Origin of the sequence: Bacillus sp. FJAT-49736 (assembly GCF_018343615.1) — a bacterium.
Taxonomy (GTDB): Bacteria; Bacillota; Bacilli; order Bacillales; family Bacillaceae_C; genus Margalitia.
In genome coordinates this window covers 688,016-707,633 of sequence record NZ_JAGYPI010000001.1, presented here as the reverse complement: position 1 = coordinate 707,633, position 19,618 = coordinate 688,016, and the positions used below count along the sequence as shown (strand labels likewise).

At 34.7% G+C, this 19,618-nt stretch carries 24 protein-coding genes; 6 read left to right on the top strand and 18 right to left on the bottom strand.

Going from position 1 to position 19,618, the window contains the following annotated elements:
* Nucleotides 1-103: 103 nt before the first annotated feature.
* The 3 genes from KHA87_RS03895 to KHA87_RS03885 all read right to left on the bottom strand — a co-directional run bounded on the left by KHA87_RS03895 (nucleotide 104) and on the right by KHA87_RS03885 (nucleotide 3,246).
* Nucleotides 104-1,591: an acyl-CoA carboxylase subunit beta gene (locus KHA87_RS03895; protein WP_249310302.1), complete on the bottom strand. Its 1,488-nt coding sequence runs from the start codon at nucleotides 1,589-1,591 to the stop codon at nucleotides 104-106.
* Nucleotides 1,592-1,671: 80 nt separating this feature from the next.
* Nucleotides 1,672-1,884, bottom strand: coding sequence for an acetyl-CoA carboxylase biotin carboxyl carrier protein subunit (locus KHA87_RS03890; protein ID WP_213092790.1), 213 nt, complete (start codon nucleotides 1,882-1,884; stop codon nucleotides 1,672-1,674).
* An 18-nt stretch (nucleotides 1,885-1,902) separates the two neighbouring features.
* Nucleotides 1,903-3,246 carry an acetyl-CoA carboxylase biotin carboxylase subunit gene (locus KHA87_RS03885; RefSeq protein ID WP_213092789.1) on the bottom strand — a complete coding sequence of 448 codons (1,344 nt, stop codon included), beginning with the start codon at nucleotides 3,244-3,246 and terminating at the stop codon, nucleotides 1,903-1,905.
* A 261-nt stretch (nucleotides 3,247-3,507) separates the two neighbouring features.
* Here KHA87_RS03885 and KHA87_RS03880 point away from each other — a divergent pair, with 261 nt between their 5' ends.
* Nucleotides 3,508-3,981 carry an N-acetyltransferase gene (locus KHA87_RS03880; RefSeq protein ID WP_213092788.1) on the top strand — a complete coding sequence of 158 codons (474 nt, stop codon included), beginning with the start codon at nucleotides 3,508-3,510 and terminating at the stop codon, nucleotides 3,979-3,981.
* 63 nt (nucleotides 3,982-4,044) lie between these two features.
* Here KHA87_RS03880 and KHA87_RS03875 read toward each other — a convergent pair whose 3' ends face one another.
* From KHA87_RS03875 to KHA87_RS03865, 3 genes are all read right to left on the bottom strand, one after another.
* Complete coding sequence (locus KHA87_RS03875) at nucleotides 4,045-4,584, bottom strand: RsfA family transcriptional regulator (protein ID WP_213092787.1); 540 nt, start codon at nucleotides 4,582-4,584, stop codon at nucleotides 4,045-4,047.
* A 473-nt stretch (nucleotides 4,585-5,057) separates the two neighbouring features.
* Nucleotides 5,058-5,231, bottom strand: coding sequence for a 50S ribosomal protein L32 (rpmF, locus tag KHA87_RS03870; protein WP_213092786.1), 174 nt, complete (start codon nucleotides 5,229-5,231; stop codon nucleotides 5,058-5,060).
* Between the two features lie 63 nt (nucleotides 5,232-5,294).
* On the bottom strand, nucleotides 5,295-5,834 hold the full coding sequence (locus KHA87_RS03865) for a YceD family protein (protein WP_213092785.1): 540 nt from the start codon (nucleotides 5,832-5,834) through the stop codon (nucleotides 5,295-5,297).
* A 483-nt stretch (nucleotides 5,835-6,317) separates the two neighbouring features.
* Between KHA87_RS03865 and KHA87_RS03860 the strand changes: the two genes are divergently transcribed.
* The gene (locus KHA87_RS03860; RefSeq protein ID WP_213092784.1) at nucleotides 6,318-7,526 is read left to right on the top strand and encodes a nucleotidyltransferase; all 1,209 of its coding nucleotides are present in this window, start codon (nucleotides 6,318-6,320) and stop codon (nucleotides 7,524-7,526) included.
* A gap of 156 nt (nucleotides 7,527-7,682) precedes the next feature.
* Here KHA87_RS03860 and KHA87_RS03855 read toward each other — a convergent pair whose 3' ends face one another.
* The gene (locus KHA87_RS03855) at nucleotides 7,683-8,468 is read right to left on the bottom strand and encodes a patatin-like phospholipase family protein (protein WP_213092783.1); all 786 of its coding nucleotides are present in this window, start codon (nucleotides 8,466-8,468) and stop codon (nucleotides 7,683-7,685) included.
* A 256-nt stretch (nucleotides 8,469-8,724) separates the two neighbouring features.
* Here KHA87_RS03855 and ylbJ point away from each other — a divergent pair, with 256 nt between their 5' ends.
* Nucleotides 8,725-9,936: a sporulation integral membrane protein YlbJ gene (ylbJ, locus tag KHA87_RS03850; RefSeq protein ID WP_213092782.1), complete on the top strand. Its 1,212-nt coding sequence runs from the start codon at nucleotides 8,725-8,727 to the stop codon at nucleotides 9,934-9,936.
* A gap of 58 nt (nucleotides 9,937-9,994) precedes the next feature.
* Here the strand turns inward: ylbJ and coaD are convergent, their stop codons facing one another.
* The 3 genes from coaD to KHA87_RS03835 all read right to left on the bottom strand — a co-directional run bounded on the left by coaD (nucleotide 9,995) and on the right by KHA87_RS03835 (nucleotide 12,748).
* On the bottom strand, nucleotides 9,995-10,477 hold the full coding sequence (gene coaD, locus KHA87_RS03845; RefSeq protein WP_213092781.1) for a pantetheine-phosphate adenylyltransferase: 483 nt from the start codon (nucleotides 10,475-10,477) through the stop codon (nucleotides 9,995-9,997).
* A gap of 2 nt (nucleotides 10,478-10,479) precedes the next feature.
* The gene (gene rsmD, locus KHA87_RS03840) at nucleotides 10,480-11,049 is read right to left on the bottom strand and encodes a 16S rRNA (guanine(966)-N(2))-methyltransferase RsmD (protein WP_213092780.1); all 570 of its coding nucleotides are present in this window, start codon (nucleotides 11,047-11,049) and stop codon (nucleotides 10,480-10,482) included.
* Between the two features lie 289 nt (nucleotides 11,050-11,338).
* Nucleotides 11,339-12,748, bottom strand: coding sequence for a stalk domain-containing protein (locus KHA87_RS03835; RefSeq protein ID WP_213092779.1), 1,410 nt, complete (start codon nucleotides 12,746-12,748; stop codon nucleotides 11,339-11,341).
* 141 nt (nucleotides 12,749-12,889) lie between these two features.
* Here KHA87_RS03835 and KHA87_RS03830 point away from each other — a divergent pair, with 141 nt between their 5' ends.
* Nucleotides 12,890-13,279, top strand: a complete 390-nt coding sequence (locus tag KHA87_RS03830; protein WP_213092778.1) for a DUF7147 family protein — start codon at nucleotides 12,890-12,892, stop codon at nucleotides 13,277-13,279.
* A gap of 42 nt (nucleotides 13,280-13,321) precedes the next feature.
* Here KHA87_RS03830 and KHA87_RS03825 read toward each other — a convergent pair whose 3' ends face one another.
* The 5 genes from KHA87_RS03825 to KHA87_RS03805 form a co-directional block, all read right to left on the bottom strand.
* Nucleotides 13,322-13,597 (bottom strand): YlbG family protein, encoded by a 276-nt coding sequence (locus KHA87_RS03825; RefSeq protein WP_213092777.1) that lies wholly within the window; start codon nucleotides 13,595-13,597, stop codon nucleotides 13,322-13,324.
* Nucleotides 13,598-13,739: 142 nt separating this feature from the next.
* Entirely contained in the window at nucleotides 13,740-14,186 is a 447-nt protein-coding gene (locus tag KHA87_RS03820; RefSeq protein WP_213092776.1) for a YlbF/YmcA family competence regulator, read from the bottom strand.
* A gap of 65 nt (nucleotides 14,187-14,251) precedes the next feature.
* On the bottom strand, nucleotides 14,252-14,638 hold the full coding sequence (locus KHA87_RS03815) for a hypothetical protein (protein WP_213092775.1): 387 nt from the start codon (nucleotides 14,636-14,638) through the stop codon (nucleotides 14,252-14,254).
* Between the two features lie 263 nt (nucleotides 14,639-14,901).
* Nucleotides 14,902-15,141 (bottom strand): YlbE-like family protein, encoded by a 240-nt coding sequence (locus KHA87_RS03810; RefSeq protein ID WP_213092774.1) that lies wholly within the window; start codon nucleotides 15,139-15,141, stop codon nucleotides 14,902-14,904.
* Nucleotides 15,142-15,156: 15 nt separating this feature from the next.
* Nucleotides 15,157-15,582, bottom strand: a complete 426-nt coding sequence (locus KHA87_RS03805) for a YlbD family protein (RefSeq protein WP_213092773.1) — start codon at nucleotides 15,580-15,582, stop codon at nucleotides 15,157-15,159.
* 126 nt (nucleotides 15,583-15,708) lie between these two features.
* On the opposite strand from KHA87_RS03805, the gene KHA87_RS03800 reads away from it, so the two are divergent.
* The gene (locus tag KHA87_RS03800) at nucleotides 15,709-16,239 is read left to right on the top strand and encodes a PaaI family thioesterase (RefSeq protein ID WP_249310114.1); all 531 of its coding nucleotides are present in this window, start codon (nucleotides 15,709-15,711) and stop codon (nucleotides 16,237-16,239) included.
* Nucleotides 16,240-16,281: 42 nt separating this feature from the next.
* On the opposite strand, the gene KHA87_RS03795 is transcribed toward KHA87_RS03800, so the two are convergent.
* Nucleotides 16,282-17,352: a CAP domain-containing protein gene (locus tag KHA87_RS03795; RefSeq protein ID WP_213094234.1), complete on the bottom strand. Its 1,071-nt coding sequence runs from the start codon at nucleotides 17,350-17,352 to the stop codon at nucleotides 16,282-16,284.
* A gap of 346 nt (nucleotides 17,353-17,698) precedes the next feature.
* On the opposite strand from KHA87_RS03795, the gene KHA87_RS03790 reads away from it, so the two are divergent.
* Nucleotides 17,699-18,058 (top strand): YugN family protein, encoded by a 360-nt coding sequence (locus KHA87_RS03790; RefSeq protein ID WP_213092772.1) that lies wholly within the window; start codon nucleotides 17,699-17,701, stop codon nucleotides 18,056-18,058.
* 38 nt (nucleotides 18,059-18,096) lie between these two features.
* Here KHA87_RS03790 and KHA87_RS03785 read toward each other — a convergent pair whose 3' ends face one another.
* Nucleotides 18,097-18,558 carry a DUF420 domain-containing protein gene (locus tag KHA87_RS03785; RefSeq protein WP_213092771.1) on the bottom strand — a complete coding sequence of 154 codons (462 nt, stop codon included), beginning with the start codon at nucleotides 18,556-18,558 and terminating at the stop codon, nucleotides 18,097-18,099.
* A 65-nt stretch (nucleotides 18,559-18,623) separates the two neighbouring features.
* A complete protein-coding gene (gene ctaG, locus KHA87_RS03780; RefSeq protein ID WP_213092770.1) occupies nucleotides 18,624-19,535 on the bottom strand; it encodes a cytochrome c oxidase assembly factor CtaG in 912 nt (303 codons plus the stop codon).
* Between the last annotated feature and the right edge of the window lie 83 nt (nucleotides 19,536-19,618).

Here is a 19,618-nt window from a genome sequence, read left to right as displayed (position 1 = left end):
AGCATAATTTTATACTATTGTAACAAATTTTGATAATAGTGTGAAAAAATAAAGAAAAAGGTTGCCCCAAAAGCGATAAATCACTTTAGGACAGCCTTCTAGATTATACAGGATATACAGGATGTTTCCTTGTACTAAAGTTTACTTCTTTTGTTTCATACACATCAAAACGGTTAATTAATACTTTTCGCAAATCATTTGGTGCAACAATTTCATCCACTATTAATTCAGAGGCAAGCTTATAAATATCAATAGTTTCCTGATATTCCTTTTGTTTTTCCTGCACATAGCGAATTCTATCTTTTGGATCTTCAATTGCTTGAATTTTATTGGAATATACAGCATTTACCGCCGCTTCAGGTCCCATTACCGCAATTTGCGCAGTCGGTAACGCGATGCAGCAATCAGGCTCAAATGCTGGACCAGCCATTGCATATAATCCTGCTCCATATGCTTTTCGAACAACTACTGAGATTTTTGGAACTGTAGCAGAGCTCATGGCAGCAATTAGTTTGGCACCATGACGAATGATTCCTGCTCTCTCTACTTTTGTACCAATCATGAATCCCGGAACATCTGCCAAAAATAATAACGGAATATGAAAAGCATCACAAAGCTGAATAAACTTCGCAGCCTTATCTGCTGAATCTACAAATAATACACCGCCTTTAACTTTAGGCTGATTAGCAATGATACCAACTGCTCTTCCGCCAATTCTAGCTAAGCCTGTAATAATTTCTGGAGCGAATAGCTTTTTGATTTCAAAAAAGCTGCCGTCATCAATTAAGGAGTCAATACATTCGTACATATCAAATGGAGCATTTTGATGCTTCGGAATAATTTCTTCTATGCTTCTTCCACTTCTAGGATTGATGGATTCAACCTGGCTTGGCTTCTCCGTGAAATTTTCCGGAAAATACTGCAGATATTTACGCGCAGCATCTATTGCATCCTCCTCAGATTGGACTAGCATATCTCCGCATCCACTGACAGAGCAATGCATTCTTGCTCCGCCCATCTCCTCTAATGTCACTTTCTCCCCAATAACCTTTTCGGCCATTCGTGGCGAACCGAGATACATGGAAGCATTTTTATCCACCATAATGACGATATCACAGAATGCCGGAATATAAGCTCCACCTGCTGCAGAAGGTCCAAACAACAAGCAAATCTGCGGAATCATCCCTGATAATTTTACTTGATTGTAAAAAATTCTGCCAGCACCGCGGCGGTTTGGAAACATATCTAATTGGTCGGTAATTCGGGCACCAGCTGAATCAACTAAGTATAATAGTGGAACCTTTAATTTTTCAGCCGTTTCTTGAATACGGATAATTTTCTCAACTGTTCGCGCACCCCATGAGCCAGCTTTAACCGTAGAGTCATTTGCCATCACACAAACGGTTTGCCCATTTATCTTTCCAATTGCTGTTACTACTCCGTCAGCAGGTAAATCCTCTGCCTGACAATTAGCAAAGAGGCCATCCTCTTCATATTCTCCGTTATCAAATAATCTCGTTAATCGTTTTCTAACAAAAAGCTTATTTTGACTTTTTAATTTCTCATGATATTTTTCCGGGCCACCTGCCATAATTTTTTCCTTAATGGCAGATAATGTAGTATGATCTATCGTATTCGTCAAGTATGCCATCTCCCTTCGTCGTATATTGTTTATTCAATTGTAAGAAGAATGTCTCCTTCGTTAACAAAATCACCAATATTGATTTTTACCTCTGAAACTTTTCCAGACACCTCCGCTTCAATTGGAATTTCCATTTTCATGGATTCCAGCATGATAATAGTTTGCCCTTCCGATACTTCGTCACCGTTGTTTACCAAAATATTCAATACAGTTCCTGCCATTGTAGCCAATACTTCTCTCATGTCTTTTTCCTCCAAATTTTAAAGATTAATAGTTTTTATTTTATTGCTGATATTTGTAAAATAATAACCTCTTTGAAAAACTTCGCTTTCTAAAACATCTTGTATGAAAGGAATATTCGTCTTAATTCCTTCAATTTTTGTATCCCTTACAAATTGAAGTGCTTTTTGAATACAAGCTGACCTTGTATCAGAGTATATGATACATTTAGCAATCATCGGATCATAAAAAGGTGTTACCTTTAATCCTTCAGCGTAGCCGCTATCAATTCGCACTCCATCCTCTTTCCCCCAAGACAGAACAGAAATGGTTCCCGGGGAAGGATAAAATGTCTTAGGGTCTTCCGCATAGATTCGTAATTCGATTGCATGCCCCCTATGCAAAACCTCATTCTGAGATAACGGTAATCTTTCGCCGCTGGCAACGATTATCTGCCACTTAACAAGATCAAGAGATGTAATCATTTCAGTTACAGGATGCTCCACTTGCAAACGTGTATTCATTTCTAAAAAGTAAAAATTCTCATCCTCATCAACAATGAACTCTACCGTTCCCGCATTTTCATAATTTACTGCTCTAGCGGCTTTAATAGCTGCTTCATACATTTTTTCTTTTGTTGCATCAGATAGTGCAGGAGATCCCGCCTCCTCTATTACCTTTTGATTTCTGCGTTGAACGGAACAGTTTCTTTCAAATAAATGAATTACTTGATCATGCTGATCAGCAAATATTTGCACCTCAATATGCCGTGCATTGTCGATGCATTTTTCTATAAAGACTCCGTCGGAACCGAAATAAGCTTTTGCACGATTTTTAGTTGATTCAAAATGTTGATTGAGCGCTTGCTCATTTTCACAGCGAATCATTCCGATTCCACCGCCTCCACCGCTTGCCTTAAGCATGACCGGATAGCCAATAGTAGCAGCGAAAGCCAACGCTTCCTCTATACTTTTTAAACCATTTACACTGCCAGGAACAACCGGGACACCCGCTTTAGTCATGATATTGCGTGCACTAATTTTATCCCCCATTAATTCCACTGTTTCTGGATTTGGACCGATAAACTTAATACCCTTTTCCATTACCTTACGTGCGAAGGTACTATTTTCGGAAAGCAATCCATACCCAGGATGAATCCCTTGAACCCCTTCCTTTATTGCAGTATCGATAATTAAATCCATATTTAAATAGGATTGGTTCACGGGCGGTGCGCCGATGCAATAAGCTTTATCAGCTTCTTTAACATATGGAAGGTCCGCATCTGCTTCTGAGTATATAGCTACTGTTTCGATCCCCATTAGCTTGCACGTTCTAATAATGCGAGATGCAATTTCTCCGCGATTTGCTATCAAAATCTTTTTCATAGCAAAACCCCTTTCAATAGTTGTGAAATCGAAAACGAAATGCTTTTGCCTCTTTTGAACATACAAAATGCATCACAGTAATAAATTTCTACAAAAAATTATTTTTTCCTGCATTTTTTGTAAACGCTTTCGAATGTAAAAGCAGAATTTTTTATTCTTTTGTTATATAATAATAATATATGCTAATAATCACATATATTTGAGATCAATAAAGTCAATTTATCCGATTAGGATTTAGATAAAATAAGGAGGAAAGCAACCATGAAAATAGAAAGATTAAAAGTTAACTATAAAACATTAGAGGAATTTAAAAAGTTTAAAGAATATGGAATTCAAGAATTATCCATGCTAGAAGACCTCCAAGAAAATATTATAGAGGATAATTCTGAATCACCATTCTACGGAATTTATTTCGCTGACAAACTTGTCGCTCGCATGAGCCTGTATCAAAGAGATGCAAAATATGATTTATATTTTAACCCACAGCAAACATTTTTGGAATTATGGAAATTAGAAGTATTACCGAATTATCAATTTAAAGGCTTCGGGAAAGCTTTGGTAGATTTTGCAAAAGGCTACGGGCTACCTATTAAAACAAATTCAAGAATGAAGTCAAAGGAATTCTGGGAAAAGATGGGATTCCAAACAGTGGATTATGATATGGATAGAGATTTAGGCCAAAATCCATTAGTATGGTGCCCAGAAGGTGTTCTCCTACAAAAAACAAACAGCTGAGCAGCTGTTTGTTTTTTTGTTATGGAAAATAAATGTAACATAACAGATGATGCAACTTGCTTATCATTTTAAGGCCATTTTCCTGGCTTTTTCCATAATAGCAAGCATGGATGCATATTCGTTTTCTAGCTCATTGTATTCCTTTTTTTGTTCATCATATACTTGCTGTAATTGATGCAACTTTTGGCGAAGCTCATCTGTCTCCTTGAATAGTGCTACTCTATCCTTTTGAACTTGTTCATGTGATAATTGAATTTCTTTTAAGTACTCAATTACATCCTGTAAAGAGATTTTTGGAGCGAAATTCTCTTGGGTATCGTTAACCTCAACTTGAGGGACTTGTGCGGGCTGTTCACTATGATCCGTTTGTTTGTTTTTTCTTTCTTTTCTTTGTTTCTTAGCCAATTCTATTCCAGATTTATACTGTTTTCTAACATATGAGTTCCAGCGAAATCCACAGGCAGCCGCCGTACGATTCATTTGTTTACCAACTTCCTCAAATGCTTGAAGCTGTGTGCTTCCTTCGCGAATGTGTCTTAAAACAACCTCTGCCAATAATAAGTCTTCATCATGTGACCAAGCATCTTGTCGAGTAGATGACAACTCTATCCCTCCTTAGCATTTTTATTTTTGCTAACTGTCGCAGATAATAAGAAAAACAGCAGTAATAAGCACATACGATATACAAATACCGTATACATTTGCAATTTCACTTCATACGACAGTTTTGCAAAGCTAATAAACTCCCTTAAGTAGTTGTGACCTACACTTGAGTAAAACAATAATATTAATAAATAAAATAATTATGCATAAACCTCTACTACAGGAAGATTCCTTTATTCATACATATGCAACTGATAGAAAAGATAGACTATTTCAAAAATCACATTTTATTTTAATTGGAGAGATTTTTTTCTCATATGTTTTGCATTCTTCTAGCATTAAAAATCAAAAATGATTCTAAAAATTAATTTTGAACACAAAAAAGGTGAAGAGCCATGGTCTCTTCACCTTTTTTGCGTAATATTTTCACCTGACTGTCATTATGACATCAGAGAAAAGCTCGAACACAAATATTAGTTATTAACTACATCCTTGCCTTTGTATGTTCCACAATTTTTACATACACGGTGAGCAAGCTTCATTTCATTACAGCTTGGGCATGGAACCATGCCAGGTACTTGTAATTTAAAGTGTGTACGGCGTTTTCTTTTTGCTGTTTTGGATGTTCTTCTAAAAGGTACAGCCATTCTTCCCACCTCCTTAAAGAGATCACTGTTTTATAAGATCCAGAAAGCTGGTTCTTCCAAATTTTAAGATTCTTCTTTATCAAAGAATTTTGCTAGTTCGGCAAGACGTGGATCAATCTTTTCTTCCTTCTTGCCATCCATTGGATTGTCTTGGTTTTCTATCACTACTTCCCAGTCACTTCCGGATGGGAGCTGCGTGTCAAGAGCTTCCTCGCTAAATATTTGCATCGGAATTTCCAACAGTAGCAACTCAGTGATAATTGGTTTCAAGTCAATAACCTCACCGATTGGTTGATGTACTTCTGCCTCATCATCTTCATATATGTCTGTCGGCTTCAGTAAAAATATTTCAGTAGAATCAATATCAATTGGTAAATTAACATCCTTAAGTGTTCTAGAACAAGGAAGTATTAAATTTCCAGTCATGTGAAGCTGAAAGGTTACTTTTTCCGATGTAACATTCGCATACCCCGTAACATGAATCGGAGAACATCCGCGAACCTGTGGATCTCTTTTGACAAGATCATCGGTAATATCAACCATTTCATCTAACTCTATGTTTTGACCACGATATTTCTGCAACTGAATGGTAGACCATTTCATGTAAATCACCCCAAGGCAACAAAGGTAATTATAGCTTTCATCATACCTTTTGTCAATATTTTATCTTTACAATTTCAAAAGCGTAAATGCCGATACTATAAGTTAACTATTCCAATCCAATTGCTTATTATTTCTTTAATAATCTCTATTCTTCATATATGAGCTATTCTTAGTATTGTATACTGTTTAGCAGAAAATGCAAATATCAGAGTACAGAGGAAATTATTTAAAAAATATTGTTAAGAATGATGGTAAAATATTTAATATGGCTCTTTTCTTTCTTATACTTTGTTGCTTTTCAGACTAAAATCTTCGTAACACCCTAATCTTTTGTTATGAATGAATATTTTTTTAAGCAAAAGAGCTCCGAGTTAAGTCTATATCAGGGTCTATTATAATATACGAAAAGCAACAAGTTAAAATCGGATTTTTTTTAACAATTTGATAACAGCCCTTATTGTTATCTATATGGGGAGGAACATTATGAACAGTACGGGGATTATAGTGGAATACAATCCATTTCATAATGGGCATTTATACCATTTTCTTCAATCTAAAGAAGCTGCAAGAGCAGATATTGTCATCGCGGTGATGAGCGGTAACTTTTTGCAGCGTGGTGAACCAGCAATTGTCTCTAAATGGGCACGTACAAAAATGGCACTTGAGGCAGGAGTAGATCTAGTAGTAGAGTTACCATATAAGTTTGCTGTACAGCAAGCAGAAATTTTTGCACTTGGCTCCGTTGCTATTTTAGATGCACTTGGCTGTAAATCGTTTTGCTTTGGAAGTGAGTCGGGGAATATAGAAGTATTCGAAAAGACTATTCGTTTTTTAGATAGAAATCAGGAGCATTATAATGAAAATATAAAAAAATATATGCAAGAGGGTAATAGCTACCCATCTGCATTATCCAAAAGCTTTCAGGATTTGTTTTTTGAAGATGATTTATTGGATCTTTCCAAGCCAAACAATATTCTGGGCTACCAATACATAAAGATGCGCAATCAAATCCACTCGGACATGAAAGCTAAAACAATTCCGAGGAAAAATGCCAATTATCATGATGAAGATTTCTCATCCTCTACTATTGCGAGCGCTACCGCGATTCGAAAAGCAATATTTGAGCAAAAGGATACAGGGGCTATTCAACAATATGTACCTGTCTCTACTTATAATGGGCTAATTAATTATAAAGAGCATTTTGGTGATCTCCATCACTGGGAAATGTACTGGCCGTTTTTGCAATATAAGCTCCTTACTTCAAAACCGGAAGAAATTGCTCGTTATTATGAGGTAGAAGAAGGTATTGAGCATAGGCTATTACGGGAAGCCGAAAAGGCAATCAGTTTTTATGATTTTATGAAAAGGGTAAAAACCAAAAGATACACATGGACAAGAATTCAAAGAATGTGCGTGCATATTTTAACAAATACTAAGAAAATAGACATGAAAAACGCTAAAAACCTCCCGGAATATATTAGACTTCTAGGAATGAGTCAAGGTGGAAGAAAATATCTAAATGAACGTAAAAAAGATATTTCTTTGCCGATTATTTCAAAGCTTTCTTCTTTCGATAATGCTGCATTGGATTTAGATATTAAAGCAGCAAGGACATATGCATTAGGCTTAAAGGAGCCGGAAAGACATAGACTTATGAAAATGGAATTTTCCCAGCCGCCAATCCTTTTATAAAAGACTTCTCACTTTGCACAGTTTAAAATAGATGACTAAAAAGATGCTTGAAACTATATTTGTTATAGAATTTAATTCAAAAGCAGGTGAAATTTTTTCACCTGTTTTATCATATTAATTTTTTTTCCTTGAAGGTATTACTGAGATCCATTTTTATTATTCCCCTTCCTTCCACTGGTCCAGCAAATCTACTATCCCCTGTAAATTCCTCCATGTCTCTTCTTCCCCAATCTTGATAATCTCTTCTGTATTTGTAAATGCAGTGGAGCTGTATTGCGATACATCTGGTTGAATTAATATATCTGCACCTAACTGTCTGCTGGAAATTGCCTCCATATGCAAAATATCTATACTCTTCATAATTACGTCATATATATTGTTAATTTCCGTCTCTTTTTTACTGAAAGTAACATCTACTCCGATAACAATATCAGCGCCCATTTTCCTAACAATAGCGGAAGGAATTCGATCAATAACCCCACCATCCACTAGTATTTTTCCATTCATATGTACAGGAACAAAAATACCCGGAATAGAGATGCTTGCACGAACTGCATCAGAGATTGATCCTTTAGTGAAGACAACCTCCTCCCCCTTAACAAGATCTGTAGCAATAATAGCAATTGGAATTTTCAAATCCTCTATATTTTTTCCATGTGTAAAAAGCTTAATAAACTCCTTTATACGATTTCCATTTATAAATCCAAGCTTCGGAACAGTGAAATCCAAATAAAACTTTCTTTTAAAAGCAAGAGAAAGCTTGATTAGCTGTTCAATACTATGCCCCATTCCATAAAAAGATGCAACGAGTGCTCCCATACTGCTCCCAGCTATGTAATCAATGGATATGTTGTTTTCCTCCAATACCTTAAGTACACCTAAGTGTGCAAATCCTCTTGCCCCTCCGGACCCTAAAGCCAAACCAATTTTCGGTTTGTCCATTCTCATACCCCTTTCAACAGAAGATCTGCCTTCATTACTGGAAATTGGAATTTCAAACTTAATACATAATATGGTCTAAAATATTTAACTATGAGTATATTGATAAATATGGGGACAAGTAATCAAGCTGAACTTTTATCTATCCGCTAATCTATTATTAAGTAAATATAAAATTGGACAAATTCGGTTCCAATGACTGGATAGGCAAACTATAAATATATTAATTTTGAATCATCATTATTAGGAGGGACAATGCTTGTTTAAATCAAAATTAAAAACCGTATTTTTAGCATCGAGTGCTACATTATTAGCCATTTCTATGATTGTTCTTCCGAAGGTTACATCTGAAGCATCGGTGGACGGATTAAATATTTGGTGGGGAGTTGTGTTCCCATCCTTATTTCCCTTTTTCGTTATATCGGAATTGCTAATAGGGTTTGGAGTTGTTAAATTTATCGGTGTAATTCTTGAACCGTTAATGAGACCGCTGTTTCGAGTTCCTGGTGTAGGCGGATTTGCTTTAGCAATGGGGATGGCTTCTGGTAATCCGGCAGGTGCAAAAATAACAGCTCGTCTTCGCCAAGAAAAACAAATTTCTCAGATTGAAGCAGAAAGACTTGTTTCCTTTACAAATTACTCTAGCCCCTTGTTTATTTTCGTAGCAGTCTCAGTTGGTTTTTTTCACAACAAGGATTTAGGTATTATTTTCGCCATTGCACATTATACGGGTAATATTATGGTTGGATTATTCATGAGGTTTTATGGGTATTCGCGGGAAGAAAAAGTGAAGAATGAAATGAGAAGGATACCAGTTAGAGAAGCTTTAAGGGCCTTACATAAAACAAGAATAGAAGACAAGCGTCCAATTGGTAAGCTGCTAGGAGATGCTGTTAATTCCTCCATTCAGACTCTATTAATGATTGGTGGTTTTATCATACTTTTTTCCGTTATCAATCGGCTATTATATCATCTTCATATTACATCTTTTCTAGCAAGTATTATAGGAAACGTCTTATTATCGATCCATTTTCCAACTTCATTGAGCATCCCGTATATTGCAGGATTATTTGAAATTACTCTCGGAAGTAAATTAATTAGTGAGGTTCTCCATTCGACGCTTTTACAGCAAGCTATTATGACGAGTTTTATTCTTGGATTTAGTGGTTTCAGCATCCAAGCACAAGTAGCTAGTATTCTTGCTCAAACAGATATCCGCTTTAAACCATTCTTTATTGCAAGAATTTTACACGGCTTTACGGCTGCTATCATAACATTTTTCATTTGGAGGCCGATATATATAAGGTTTTTCTCTCCTGATCGGAAGACAGATCTACCGGTATTTTTAAATGGATTTCACCACCCTTATTTACAGGAAATGTACCAGTGGGGTTTACATTATGGTCCACTTATTACCATTAGTGCTCTTATTTTATACATTTTCATTAATTATAAAAGAAGTTTTCGTTAAAACATATTTCATTGTAAAAAATGCTGCAGCATTTCCTATATGCGCAGCATTTAAAAATTTATTTTTTGTATTTTAATAAGAGAGCCTTCTCCACTTCCGGCGGAACTAAATCAGAAATACGGCCATTATATTTAGCTGCTTCTTTTACAATACTGGAGCTTAAAAAAGAGTATTGATTATTTGTCATGATGAAAAATGTTTCAATTTTTTCATCTAGAACTCTATTCATTGACGTAATTTGCATCTCATATTCAAAGTCAGAAACCGCTCTCAAGCCGCGAATAATAGCGTTCGCATTGACACTTGCTGCGTAATCGACTAATAGCCCCTGAAAAGTATCCACAACAACATTCGGAATACTCTTTGTTACTTCCTCGATTAATTGTTTCCTTTCTTCGACTGAAAAAAGTGGGTTTTTAGATGAATTATTTAGTATTACTACAAATACCTTGTCGAAAACTCTTGCTCCCCTTTTGATGATATCTAAATGACCATTTGTAACTGGGTCAAAGCTACCAGGACAAACTGCAATACTTGTCATTCTTATTCCTCTCCCTCATATGTATCAATTTGAAAAATAGAAAGACCAATGATTCCATATTTCACTTTTTTGATTAATGCAAAATTTCCGATCGCATTTGGCAATTCTAAATCAGAGCTATGCTCGCATACGATGGAACCGTTTTCATTTAACATGTTTGCATCATTAATCATTTGTAATAAATTGATTAGCTTTTGTTTTTTATATGGAGGATCTAAAAAAATGACATCAAAAGTGATATTTCTCTTTATTAAAGCCTTTAAGGCACGTTCAGAGTCATTTCTAAATATTTCGCTTTGCTCCTCAAATCCGCATTCTTTAATATTTGACTTAACAGTCTGATAGGCTTGGATATCACGATCAACAAAAATAACCTTGTCCAATCCCCTGCTTATTCCTTCGATCCCAAGTCCGCCACTACCTGCAAATAAATCCAAACCAATCCCGCCGGAAAAATAAGGACCAATCATGTTAAATATGGCTTCCTTCACTTTATCTGTTGTCGGTCTTGTTTGGGTGCCAGGCACTGATTTTAACGATTTTCCTTTACGGGTTCCCGATATTACCCTCATGCTATTCACCACAATAATTTATTTATTTTTTTCCTTATTATCCTACCATAATGCAATATAGATGGAAAAGCAAAACTTCTATAAAAACCCATTAATCGATGATGTATAATTTTACCGCGGTTGGTGATACTTTTATTAGCGACATCATTTTAGATGTTGTTGCCAACCGCGGAGAAGACTTACGTTTCCCCATAAGTTCTTCCTCCGGTTTCTCCTCTCCCTTTGCCTTCTGTCCTTTACATAGGATATAGAAGGACCCTGCAGTAATTCTGCAGGGTTTTTTATTTTGTTATTCCAATACATGAATTTCTTTGTCACTGACCTTTATTTTTATGTTAAATAGCTGAGTTAACCAGTTCTCTTCTATATAATATTGTTGATTTAAGCTTGAGATTGGATTCGTTAACACTCCATATTTTTCATTATTATAATAAAATATATGACTATTGAGACGGAATTGAAAAAGTTGATTCGGTTTTTCAACTTCAATAAAAGAACCATTTTGTTTGACAGTATAGCCAAGTACAGTCAGCATCTTTTCAAGAGGATACATTCTTTTTCCGTTTTGGAGAATAATATTAATATCATCCATCTCTTGGTCTTTCCATTTTACTAAATGTGGATCAAGTAATAGTAAATTTTGTAAAGGGCTTTTTTCATTATTATTCTCATGAAAAAAATTTGTTCGGTATCCGGTGATTCTTTGTAATAAGAGATCCAGATCCTGATCATTTAATGTAGCTTTGCTCCAGCCAACTATTTCATTTGACAACCTCTTTAATTCTTCCTGGCTTAATGTTTTCACTAATTGCTCATACATTTGTTGAGCTTTTTCGCTCCCGATTGGTCTTTCCAGAATACATGCGGCAATAACCTCTCTAAACCATTCCTCACCCTTTGGAAAGTGATATTGATTCTTAATTTGGGATTGAACAATCATAGCATTCAGATTTTCTGTATCCCTTTTATTTAAAATGATAAGAGACCCAATTTGTTCCGTTGGATATTTATCCGTATAAAAAATAAACTGTGCGGGCAATTCTTTCATTTTTTGAAGCACGTTTAAATCAAAATCCGGGATCTTCGTGTCTTTACTATGGTATATAGTGAACCAATTATTTACTTCCATTTTCATTAGCTTTTTATTCCTCCAGAGCAATGCCGGAATATCGCCTTTGCTATCAAAAACGTAGTAATCGATAAAATCAAGATGTTTTACTGCGACAGTATGACCACCTGCTATCCAGGTACCATATTGGAACTGGCTTTCTGATAGTTGTATCTTTACTTTATCCATTTGTACATTTTTTAATTGAATAGACCAATCTTTCAAAAGATAAAAATCAGTGCTGGCTTTTCTATCAATGGTATAAGAAAATGTTACACTTCTGCCATTAATTTTGATTTTTGATTTTTTTGCATCTGACCAGGTACATTTTTTTCCTGAATCACTTGAACATTTTACATTTTTTATATTCTTCGGAAATATTACTTCATAAGTATTCGGCGATAATTGATGTATAGTTTGGTAAATAGTAAAATAATTATTTTGATGTTTTATGGAAGAATCGATATCCACTTTTGGAAGTTCTTCTTTGTTTTCTTCCGATGAAAAACTTCTCCATTGAAAAAATATCACACTAACTAAAACGGCTGTTAATATAAAAACAGACAGTTTCCAGTTTCCAGTTTTCCGCATTATCTTACCTCATTTTTTACAGAAATTATATGGTAGTAATTCTTCTCTTTTTTATAGTTCAATGATACATTAATAATGAACTCGTTTGCTACTTGATTATTGAGTTATTTAAAATAAGAATATGGAAAGTGTGGGACATAAATGATACAGCGATTTATCGAGCTTGGTGAAGGATTTTCCGATATATATGAATTAATAGAACTAGCAAAAAGTAACCGTCATCGGCTAGCACATTTACTAGCATTAAATACCACTATAAATGGAAAGGAAGTCACATCTTTGGTAGCTGTTCTGCAACCAACGGATCCAGGAGACTTTCAAGCTTTATACATTTGCCGGGAGGGAATTCCAAATCCGACTGTTTTGCCGAACAAAAGATACGAACTATTCCACATAGCTGCAGAACAATTAAACAAAAATATTATTGAATTAGATGTAAAGCCTTCTACTCTGTTTGCTGAGAAGGAATTATATTATCAATATTTAATTGGAATATTAAGAATGAACCATTTTATCAAGCCTCTACAGTAATGCTTTACAGAAAAATAACAGGTGGATAATATCCGCCTGTTTTTATATTCCGATTTTATAGTCATATTCTTTTGCTTTATCTGGTTTTGAATTTTCAAATTCCGTCTTCAAAAATGGCTTGTATGATTGCTCCACCTTGCGTACAAAAGGAAGAGACCCGATTTTTTCCTCCAGCATCTCAATTTCATCCCGATCACAATATAAAACAATGTATTTCATTTTTTTGGATAAGTAATGTATATTTCCAAACCGCCTTAGTGATTTAGCATGCTTTAAATTATTTAACCAAATGATTAGCCCTTGTCTATCTGAACGCATATTCTATATCCCCTTAATTTATTCTCATAAGTTTACCATATAAAATTATATATGAGCAATATTCATAAGATAAAAATACAAGGGAATACATATGCATCCCTTGTAGAATAAAACGATATTATTATAATAACCAATTTGTATGTTATGCTGAACAGCCGCAAGCACCACCGGAGCCACAGCCGCCGGAACAGGAAGAACCGGAATCAAAGAAAGGATTACCTGTTGGTACCTTGATATACTCGGAAACAGATTTACCAACAATCACACTAATTTCATCTAAGATTTGTTGGAGCTCGTTCTCGGCTTTCCGAAACTGTGCAACATTTTCATCTAGATCCATTTCCCGCTTAGCTTCCCGTGTTTTTTGATTTATATATTTATAATCTGGATGGTATCTCCCAAATCTTTGTACATCCTCATACAGATCCTTCATTCGCACAAATTCGGCAATCTTTCTTTGTGTTTCAGGATCATTTTTTAAACTATAATATGCTTTTCTATATTTTATAGCGGTGTCTGATTGCAAAACCATTCTTGCTAAAATTTCTGCCTCTGACACTACTTCCAATCTTTCAATAGTTGCAAGCAAAAGAGCTCACCTCCATAAACTATATTACCATGTTTTTATTAGGCAAGCGAATTTAAATTACATGCTTATATAGTGATATAAAACTTCTTGCTCAACCCTAGACTCTTATTATTTGGTTTTACAATATCAACCTTAATATAATGAATACCATTTTTTAGATCCTTCATGATAAATGCCGCTGTGTTGTATTCTCCCTTTAGCTCACCGTCGACATAAACCTTTATTTTTGCTGGCTGTCCTTTATTAAGTCCTGAAAATGAAACATATGGTACAAAACATTCCACAAATAAATCATTTCCTCTAACAAAATGACGAATCGTTGCTTCCTGCTTCATTTGACTTATATAATTGGCTGTTGATGCCTTTGCATTTATCGTTTCCGGTTTCGGTATATTTTGTCTGCAGCCGCTTAAAATAACTAATATTATGGCTAGTCCTATCAACTTTCTCATCTCTAATCACTCCTTGATTTTATAATTCTTCAAATCAAGGAATTTTACTCAACTTTTTTATGATATTTATTCATGTTTCTGCATTTGATGAGGAAAACATTATAATAATCCTAACTTTGCATAAAAATTCAATAAGCTACCTTAGTAAAGATTCCCAAGCTCATGTCTATCTGGACCTAGAACAATATACGAATGCAGCAATATAAAATCTGCTTCCGGACACAAAAAAGATAAAAAGAAAAACACATTTAAAAAATGTGTTTTTAACCTTGAGTATACATTGCCTGAACCATATTCATCATCATGGAGGCCATTTGAACCCCATTTGAAAATTTCTCCATACGATGTGGTATCGTCCTTTTATAATAATGTAATGAGGCGATTTCAAATCGCTCAATCTCCTCTGGATGTCTGCATAGAGTACGATACCACATTGGCTGTTCACGAATAAATTGTTTTAATTCATTATTAGACTGGATATATTCTATTATTTCTAAACGCATACTAACGCTCCATTCTTAATCTTTTCGGAAAGAAAATGGATTCTTTGCCTCAGGAGATGCTGGATTTTGTACTTGATTTGAAGAAGGACTTTGAAACTGGGCCAACACCCCTTGAACCGCTGCTATTGCCTGACTTAAATTATTTATATGATGCTGCATTTGGTCAGGATCCATTTTTTGCAGGACAGTGCCTATCTGATTCATCCAGCCTTTCTCCGATTTTGACGAGCTTTTTGATTTTGCTTCTTTTGCTTGCGTGCCTTCTGCATTTTCGTTTTGATACGATTCCCAACGTGGATCATCTTCACCTAGTAAGTACCAATCTTCAAATAAATCCTGCCAAGTTTGTTCACCCTTGCGAACTTCCTTAATAAGCCCGGGATGTTCTTTCACAAATGATTTAAATTTTTCAACAGAAGGGTGAAGTTTTTTGGTAGCCATATTTTTTCACCTCTATCAGTCAAGGCTTATGTGAAATAAGCACACTTTTATTCGTAATTAATACCAAAATATGATAAGCGCATAGAAAAGGTGAAAAAGTTTTCATGGAAGGTTTTTTTTGCTATCATGGTAGAGGTGAAAACTAATGAACAAGAGGGATTAACAAAAATGGATAAGCAAGAGGTTGAAAAATTATTTGATCAATGCATGAAAGATGCAACTGATGAGGACCTAAAAGTCATCCATCAATTATTAGGCGGAGTAATTAGCAAAAAACAACAAAATTATGATTCCTATATTTCTGCCATTCTAAATATGAATAAGCTTGAATTGGATAATGAATACAAAATTACTATCCCTATAAATAAGTTATCGGATAATTCTCTCGGGATCGTACACGGTGGAATTACCGCTACTGTTTTAGATACTGCCATGGGAACATTAGCTAATTTAGTATTGCCTGAAGGCTATGGAGCTGTTACTTCTAATTTGGCGATACATTATATTGCACCCGGAAAAGGGGAAATACTGGAGACAACAGCAAAGATTATCCATAAAGGATCCAAAACCATAGTAATGGAAGGTTCAGCATTTTGTGATGGTGGAAAAAAAATTGCACATTGCACTGGTACCTTTTTTATTATAAAAAAAGGATAACCTCCTATCATAAATAAAATCCGAGCAGATTCGCTCGGATTTTTATTTCCAACTCTTTTCAATAAAGTTTTGTGTATAATACTTTTGATATACTCCTACCCCAAGATGTGTAAAGTTTTTTTCCAACAAGGATTTTCTATGGCCCTCGGAGTTTAACCAGCCTTCTACCGCGGCAGGCCCGTCCAAATATTGAGCAGCAATGTTTTCGCCTGCTAATTGATAAAATACATGTGCAGATTCTAATCTTTTCGCTAAATCCCCATACTTTGGAGACTCATGGGAAAAATATTGCTCCTTGAACATATCCTCACTATGTTGGTAAGCAACTTCCGCTACATCATTATCCCATTCCAGCTCATTTAATTTAAATCTTTCACGAATAATATTCGTTAAGTCAAATATTTGCTGCTCACTACCTTTTTCAATGGACTTCCATTGTGCTTCATCAGGATCTTGGGGTTTAATGAGCTCTCCACGATAAACCATTTCATATTGCCTTTGTTTAATAAGTGTTTCTTTATCCATAAATCGGATACTAGATAAAGTACCAGTAAATTTATCTAGTGAAAGCTGTGCAAATATATCACCTAATTTAACAAGAGGTCGTATATTTAAATCTTCCTCCGATAATTCAAACCGATAATAGCCTTTTTTATAATTAACAAGCACTTCGGTATTTAGTAAAATGGATTTATATATATCCTCAATTTTTTCCCCTAGCTTGAACGGACTAATATCAAGCTGATTACCAATAGCAAATATCGTAACTACTCTGCCGTTTTCTACTCCCGCCTGAAAATATGTATGGCCGTTTTGATTGTAAATCCACCAGTCATAATCATATGCCGAAGGATCAATTCTTGCAGGCTTCCCAAACTCCTTCACAAGTACGCTTGTACTTTTTCCTATTAAAGTAGATATTCCTATTGACGGGCGTTTATAGTTTTTATCATCTTCTTGTTTTTTTAATATATTTTTCTGATCTAGTTTGGGCTGCTGAGAGCTATTATCTCCATTCAAAATACCGCTGCTATTTTCCGGTCGCAAATGAAAGTATAAACTTATAACAAATATAATAACTAGTATGACAAAAACTTTTAGTACGGTTCGCAGTTTCGTTCCTCCTTTGTCATTAGATTATATTTTTAAATATACTGTTTTATTATCAAAGCTAATAAATTTATTATAGCATTGAATTTATAGGAGTTTATACTATAATATTCAGTCATATCAAGAAAACCGCACTATTTTAATACATTTCATACTTTCATCCTATTTTTATATCAAGTATAAGCGTATTTGAATTTCAACAAAATTATTTAAAAATCATTGTGCTCGTTTCTTATTTTTTTCACAATGTATACATTGAAAGTTAGTAAATTATGGACTATTATTAAACATGAGACAAATTGTGCATTTTAATAATAGAAATGCTTTACTGTGATTAGGAGGTAAAAGTATGAAATTTGAAAATACAGGTATTCAGTCATTAAAAATCGATTTAAATCGATTAGATGATGTGATGGCAAGACATGGGATGGTACGTGCTGGTCAATGGGATTATGAACGTGTATCGTATGACCGTAAATTACAAATCAAAGAAGGCATCTATTATCTTCGAGTTCAAGGATATGCTATTGAAGGTGATGTAGATACATTCGACGCAGTTATTCAATTAATGGTTCCAATCTTAGGAAAACATTATTACCCTCACGGAGTGGAATATGGCGAAGATGAAGTGTATCCACAACATTTAGTGAAACAATGTGAAAAACTTCTTGCAGATATTAAAGCAGATGCTGCTGAATTTGCAGAGTAAAAAAAAACAGTTCAGGTGAGAATCCTGAACTGTTTTTTTTATGTGCCCAATATCGCCTTAATCACTGAAGTAGTTTCTCCGCCATGATAAAAGACATATAATAGCAAATAAACAATTACACCTGTAATGGCTGTAAAAAACCAAATATTGCTGGTAACTGGACCTAATTTACGATGAAATTGATATTTCTTTTTATAGCCCGTCCATAAAGAAATAATACCTAACACGGCTCCAACAGTCGCTAACGTGATGTGGAAAATAAGAAAAACGGTATAAAAAATCTTTATATTTTCAGGACCTCCAAATGAGGTGTTTCCTATAAAAATGGTTCTTGTTGCATAAATAATAAAAAACGTAACGGCAAAAATAGCAGCGCATACCATCATTCTCATATGTTGATCTGTTTTTTTCTTTTTAATAAATGACCAACCGATTGCAACAAAAATTGCACTAATAACGATACAGGAAGTACTGATAGTTGGCAAAATAGGTACTGACATAATTTCGTCCTCTCAAATAATTATTTTAATAGTATGTATGAAGAAGGAAGAACTCCTTCTATAAGTTATTTTATTGGTTCCGGTTTATTAGCAAGCATTATTTCTGTAATCTTATCTGCTTCCTCTTGATCCTTTTTAAACCATTCAAAGAGGATGGTTCCAAGAACAATAATATCGACTATTTCTTGAACGATTTTCATAATAACCCCGCCTAATTGCTGATCCTCCAATATAGGGAGCCATGAAAAAAGCTCTGGGCCACTTAAATTTAAGTTTGCCAATGTATCTGACGGTACACATAGAGACATCGCCTGCAGCCAGCTTGTGCTGTTGTAATACGTTTGATAAATTGGATGACTGGCAAATATGATGATACCACAGGCTGGTGTTAGTAATATAGCGCTTGTAATTAAATACGCTACCTTTTTGACACCAGATAATTTATTTTGACCAGGAACCTTATTAATCATTGGCCACCATAGAAAAACAGCCAGGATAAATAAGAATAATGTATACAATCCATGCATGGCTTCACTTTTCTTTATCGTATCAAATACTAAAGGCAAATGATATAAAGAAAAGAAAACATTAAATAAAACAACGGATAGCACTGGTTTAGTAAATAAACCGAATAGTTGTTTTATGACCGGTAACTTCAACACGGAGAGCCAGAGCCAGTTTGGGATACCTAATATGAATAATGGTGCAATAATCATAACTAAAAATGACATCTGAACCATATGCATTGTAAACATAATATGCCCAAGCAAATCAATTGGTGAGCCCTTAACCGCATATAATAATACCATCGAACTGACAAAATATAATGCCTGACGTATTTGTAATGGTTCACTATCTTTAATATCTTTTCTCCAAACTGTTGTTATTAGAAAATATAAAGCAGTTATAAATAACAATGTTAATAAAAAGAATGGGCTCCATAGCGCGCGAAAGCCAAAAATACTAATTGCTCCCATCTATTTTCACCTCACTTAGTTAAACGCTCAACTTACATTATACTTTTGTTCATTCCAGACTTCAATGTGATGAGGGAGTAGTT